Source organism: uncultured Agitococcus sp. (assembly GCF_937920075.1).
GTDB lineage: Bacteria > Pseudomonadota > Gammaproteobacteria > Pseudomonadales > Moraxellaceae > Agitococcus.
This window is the reverse complement of sequence record NZ_CALETI010000018.1, coordinates 1-5,087: the sequence shown is the minus strand read 5'-3', so window position 1 is coordinate 5,087 and position 5,087 is coordinate 1. Positions and strand designations below refer to the sequence as shown.

The following is a 5,087-nucleotide window of genomic DNA, read 5'->3' as shown; positions in this document are numbered from 1 at the left end:
TCGCTCTACAATTAAATCACGCTCAAACTCTGCTAACGCAGCAAAAATCCCAAAGTGTCACTTTTCTAAGTCGATGTCAGCAAATTATCAAAGATGATGTCATCAGAACTATCTTCAATATAATTTATTGAGAACCAATAGCACGATACAAAGTGGCGTGATGGCAATTTAAAAGATGAGCTGCTTCTCGCACCGACGTTCCTTCAGCAATCAGCCGTTTTCCCATCGCGATTTGCTCCGTGCTTAATTTAGGCGGTCTCCCAAAGCGTACGCCTTTTTTCTGAGCGGCAAGTCGTCCTGTGCGCGTTCGGTCAACAATCAGACTACGTTCAAACTCAGCAATGCCCGCAAACACGGTCAGCACCATTTTCCCTGAAGGCGATGTGGTATCTACCCATGGCTCCGCCAATGAACGTAAACCCACACCTCGCGCATTAAGTATTTCTGCAATCTCTAATAAGTCGCGTGTGGATCGAGCAAGTCGGTCTAAGCGCGTTGTGATCAATACGTCATTTTCACGCAAATGATCCAGTAATTTTGTTAATTCAGGACGTTCCCTTTTCGTCCCTGATATTTTTTCTTCATAAATACGCTGACAACCTACGCTGGTTAAAACAGTACGTTGGTTGTCGAGGTGTTGATCATCAGTCGAAACGCGGGCGTAGCCTATCAGCATCACTATTACTCGTAAAATATGTCGCTAAAGTGTATCGTAATTATTGACTATTGCGTATAACTTTTGCGACAGATAAAAACCTTGATATCACTCACTTCTTATTTTTGTCGCAGAACTTACAAGTTTTGCGAAAACCAAGGTGTTGAAATTCGCTCCAATGCCTCTTTCCCTTCTGGTGTTGCGGCATACTGATTCACTTCTTCCAATAACTTAGTCCAAATGTGTTGCCACGTCATTTTGGCTAACCTATCGACAGGAATACCTACTCCCTCGGATAATCGTTGCAATAATTCTGGTGATGGCTCTTTAAATCGTCTTGCCTCGCTATCAGTGATAGGGATGCCAAGTGCATGTAAACAAAAACAAGGGTAACTTACTCCGTAACACTCAGCCAATCGACGCACATAGGTTTCCAACGTCTCATAAGACGTGGGCTGAGGATGTAAAGGCCAACGTTTCATGATTTCTCAACTAACGTAATTCCCGTTCAATCATGCGTCGACGAATGCTGGGGGAATGATAATTTGTGCGTTCAATGATGGAAGGGGTAATGCACTCACTCCCTTGCAATAAAGCTGTCGCGGTAGCACGGGTTAGAAGCGTCGCCATTTCGCCGATCGTGCCTTCAGAATCACGCAGAACAAAATCGTACAAAGGTGGTTTTAATAAATACGATGGTTCGCGTAATGGCAAAATAGTCTCGAAACTGGCCAATAGGCGAGCATAGTCCTCACCTGACTCCCACAAAGGAAGGAGAAATGGGTGAAACCGATTTTCAAGTTGGTCGTCACTGCGAATAGCAAGGTAGGCATCACGTATGCCTAGGCAAACTAACGGAATACGTAATTCATTGCCTAAAAAGCGCAGTAAATTTAAGAGTTCTCGTTGTCGCCTAGCCGTTGCACCCAATAAATTATGCAGTTCATCAATGATCAGCATTCTCACACCGATCGTACGCATCAACTGTAAAACCATCCCCTCTCTTGAGTTGTAGCGACCGTAACAGCCTATCGGTGTTCCAAGTGCAGAAAGTAAGGCATTATAAAATCGTGTTGGCGTTGCTTCGGCAGGCATTTGCATCATGACAACGGGAATGATTTCATGCTCTCCATCATCTGATACTTGTTGGCCATGCATTCGTTTAAATTTTTCAGCAATCATCGTTTTGCCATTGTTGCTGGCACCAATAATAAGTAAATTTTGTGGGCGTATTTTGCCAGGTTCCTCAATAAATAAGGTCTCAAGCTGTGTCAGTGCTTGATGAGCACGTGTATAGCCTATCCAACGCTCAAGATTGAGATGGGCAAGGCGTTGCTCACACGGCAGCATCGCAACGACCCGTGCTTCAGGCCGTAGATGGTCAAGATTTACCATGATTCTATATCATCAAATGGGCGTATTTCCCCCGGATTGAAGGGGGTGTTTGACGACTCTTGTTTATCTTCTATCGCTGGTGAGCTTAACGTTGGTTGCGTGTTAACGGCTCGTCGTGTTCGATTTCGGCGTGCAGTACGTGTTAGATTCTCAGCGTGATGCTCAATTTCCCGCATTTCATCAATAGCCGTAAATAAACTTTCTTCATTGATGGCAGCATGCCGCTGATCACGTAAACGCTTGCGAGCTAATCTATGCTCCCATAACGTGATTGCAGGTCGAGACAGCATGCGGTAAGGAACTTCCAAATAAACATGGCTTTCTGGATCCAGTACAAAAATTCGCGATAAATCTCGTGGGTCTCGGCGAATCAATAAAGAGTTAGGTTGAGTGCGTAACTGTATCCATGGGCGTAGTGCATTACTGTAATAGGTGATGTGATCAAGCGTAATACCATCTCGTTGCAGCTTGCGATATACCATAGGCAAAAAATCAATCAAAAAGCCACGTGGGTCTCGTGGTATAGGAATGCTCTTTCCATCGGCACTCAGTTTTTTTAGACCTTCTGTGTAGCGGTGTAACGGTGTCTCGTGATCGATACCTTCATGGGGGCGTAAATGGTAATACTTGGTCACGGCAATCGTCAGCCAACGCTCAAGTTCCTCAAGAGTGAGGCTTGCCATCTGATCACTGTCGTATTTACCGCGCTCAGTGATATTAGAAAAGGTAGTTCCTGGCAGCGTATGAACCAATTTCATCAGGGTGCCGATGAGTCGCTCAATGATACCACCGAAATGAGGTTGTCCTGGTGGCCGCCATTCAATTTTGATGTCATGCTGTGCGCAACCACGCTCAAAGGCGGTCGAATGAAATTCTGATGCATTGTCCACACCAACACGACGAGGTTTTCCCACAACAGGCCACTCCGCTTCAACCCCACGTTGGTGTAGCCATTCTACTTTGTCACTCACGACAGAAGCCATGCATAAACCCACACTCGTTGCTGAAGGTGCTTCAAGGGATAGGTGAAACCCAGCAATACAGCGGCTAAAAACGTCAACTGCAACGGTTATCCATGGGCGGCCAATAGGTGAACGATCGATGGGATCAACAATAATCAAGTCAACTGGGGTGTGATCAATTTGCAACCAATCGAAGGGTCCGTCAGCAAGAGGGGTAACACCATAAATGGGTCTTGTTTCAGGATGGAGTTCACCACGTCGGCGATGCTCAATTAATGACAGTGTCTTCAAGCGGCGACGAATCGTACTGTCAGACGGTGGTTTTAATGCTGCTTTTAAGGATTGGTTGCGCACTTCACGAACAAGGTCTGCTGCGGATATTTTTTGGCGGGTGACAAATAACTCATCAATCAGCTGGTGGAGCAAGTTCTCACGCGAAGCAGCCAGTCGTTTTTTCCCTCGACCACCATCAGAGCCTTGTGATAATAAAGCGGTGAGTTCACCTTGCGCTTCACGCAGTTTGCGAATTAAACGGTATACTTGCCGTACAGATAAACCTAAGGTCGTGGCGGCTTCGTGTGCTTGATGGCGAGGACAATAAGATTGCTCCGCCAGCGGACGCAAGATAATTGAACGGCGATATGCCTCATTCCATTTAGGCTCAACAATCTTTAAAAGGTCTGTCATAGCCACCTCTTTTTTGCAACGTGCTGACACTCACTACGATTATTTGCAACGTATTGACATTGAGTATGAATATTGCTGACATCAACTATGACACTTTTATCTTTTTCAAACAAGTAAATACAATGCATTGCGATCAATCCGCTGACATCGACTTAGAAAAGTGACAATATGCGTGTTTCAAAAGCAGATGGTTCTCAAGTGTTGGACTTACAGCGGGATGCACTGATTGCGGCAGGTGTTTTACCTGAACATCTTTACGAGGACTTTGCGGCGGGGACAAAAGACGAGCGCGAAGGATTAAATGCTTGCCTAAAAGCCTTGAGGCCAAAAGATACGCTGGTGGTCTGGAAGCTGGATCGGCTGGGACGAAATCTAAAACACTTGGTCAACACAGTTCACGATCTCAATAAGCGTGAAATTGGTTTCAAAGTGCTGACAGGCCAAGGCGCGCAAATTGACACCTCAACTTCTCAGGGTAAATTAGTCTTTGGGATTTTTGCTGCGTTAGCAGAATTTGAGCGTGATTTAATTGTTGAGAGAACCCATGCAGGTTTGGCTGCTGCTCGGGCGCGAGGACGCAAAGGCGGTGCACGGTATAAAATGACTCCCGCAAAATTAAGGCTTGCCATTGCTTCAATGGGAACAGCGCAAACTCATGTGGGCGACTTATGTAGAGAGCTGGGTATTACACGACAAACGTTGTATAGGCATGTGTCACCAAAGGGTGAGCTACGAGACGATGGGAAAAAATTACTCGAAATGGCTTAACGTGCTTTAAATTCCGTTTCCTGAGACGACCCCTAAAAACCTTTACTAATCAGGTAAGGATAATCAGTTTTACTTATTTAGGCTATTGAATATTTTTCATCATAGCCTCGTTTATGTCGAGAGAAAATTCCATCATTAGCTGCTTTACGCTTCCGCTTCTGGCAGCCTTGAAACGAGCCAGCTTTGCGCCTTTTAATCGTGCTTCTGCCCTGTCGAGGGCTGCTTGTTGTTGTGCCATTGATAGGCCAATAAAGCGGTCTAGTATGTCCACAGTCATCCAGTCGATCTGTTCCTCTTGTTTGGTTGCTGATTTTTTTGCCTTTGGGGTTACGTTTTTAGGTTGTTTTTTTGGGGTGAACGAGAAGGAAAAACCTGTAATGACACGCCCTGCCTTGTGTTGTTCGTAGTTAGCTATTATGTCTGTATGGGTGTTTATTTGTTTTATTGAGTGGTCTAGTACGCGTCTCTTGAAGTTGTCCATAGTTGGATATTCGTTATCCTCTACCCCTAATTTTAGGCGTAACTCTTTTAAGCCAGTAAAAGGGACATTGCCGCGTTCACGCCACGAAATGATTAATTCATATAAGCGGACAGCATATTTACTGGTAAGTTGAGCCACT

The 5,087-nt window shown here is 45.2% G+C and carries 5 protein-coding genes and 1 pseudogene; 1 reads left to right on the top strand and 5 read right to left on the bottom strand.

Features of this window, described 5'->3' with window-relative positions:
* Positions 1–124: 124 nt before the first annotated feature.
* The 4 genes from Q0212_RS00510 to Q0212_RS00495 all read right to left on the bottom strand — a co-directional run bounded on the left by Q0212_RS00510 (position 125) and on the right by Q0212_RS00495 (position 3,699).
* Positions 125–676, bottom strand: coding sequence for a recombinase family protein (locus Q0212_RS00510; RefSeq protein ID WP_297920664.1), 552 nt, complete (start codon positions 674–676; stop codon positions 125–127).
* Positions 677–792: 116 nt separating this feature from the next.
* Positions 793–1,137 (bottom strand): TniQ family protein, encoded by a 345-nt coding sequence (locus Q0212_RS00505; RefSeq protein ID WP_297920662.1) that lies wholly within the window; start codon positions 1,135–1,137, stop codon positions 793–795.
* Positions 1,138–1,147: 10 nt separating this feature from the next.
* Complete coding sequence (locus Q0212_RS00500; RefSeq protein ID WP_297920660.1) at positions 1,148–2,050, bottom strand: TniB family NTP-binding protein; 903 nt, start codon at positions 2,048–2,050, stop codon at positions 1,148–1,150.
* On the bottom strand, positions 2,044–3,699 hold the full coding sequence (locus tag Q0212_RS00495; RefSeq protein WP_297920658.1) for a Mu transposase C-terminal domain-containing protein: 1,656 nt from the start codon (positions 3,697–3,699) through the stop codon (positions 2,044–2,046). Before Q0212_RS00495 ends, Q0212_RS00500 begins: the two co-directional genes overlap by 7 nt.
* 168 nt (positions 3,700–3,867) lie before the next feature.
* On the opposite strand from Q0212_RS00495, the gene Q0212_RS00490 reads away from it, so the two are divergent.
* The gene (locus Q0212_RS00490) at positions 3,868–4,467 is read left to right on the top strand and encodes a recombinase family protein (protein ID WP_297920656.1); all 600 of its coding nucleotides are present in this window, start codon (positions 3,868–3,870) and stop codon (positions 4,465–4,467) included.
* Positions 4,468–4,549: 82 nt separating this feature from the next.
* On the opposite strand, the pseudogene Q0212_RS00485 reads toward Q0212_RS00490, so the two are convergent.
* Positions 4,550–5,087: pseudogene (locus Q0212_RS00485) on the bottom strand (RepB family plasmid replication initiator protein); the annotation flags it as partial.

What these genes read in the sequence shown, in the direction of transcription:
- Q0212_RS00510 (WP_297920664.1), bottom strand. Translation starts at nt 676, where the DNA reads ATGCTGATAGGCTACGCCCGCGTTTCGACTGATGATCAACACCTCGAC.
- Q0212_RS00505 (WP_297920662.1), bottom strand. Translation starts at nt 1,137, where the DNA reads ATGAAACGTTGGCCTTTACATCCTCAGCCCACGTCTTATGAGACGTTG.
- Q0212_RS00500 (WP_297920660.1), bottom strand. Translation starts at nt 2,050, where the DNA reads ATGGTAAATCTTGACCATCTACGGCCTGAAGCACGGGTCGTTGCGATG.
- Q0212_RS00495 (WP_297920658.1), bottom strand. Translation starts at nt 3,699, where the DNA reads ATGACAGACCTTTTAAAGATTGTTGAGCCTAAATGGAATGAGGCATAT.
- Q0212_RS00490 (WP_297920656.1), top strand. Translation starts at nt 3,868, where the DNA reads ATGCGTGTTTCAAAAGCAGATGGTTCTCAAGTGTTGGACTTACAGCGG.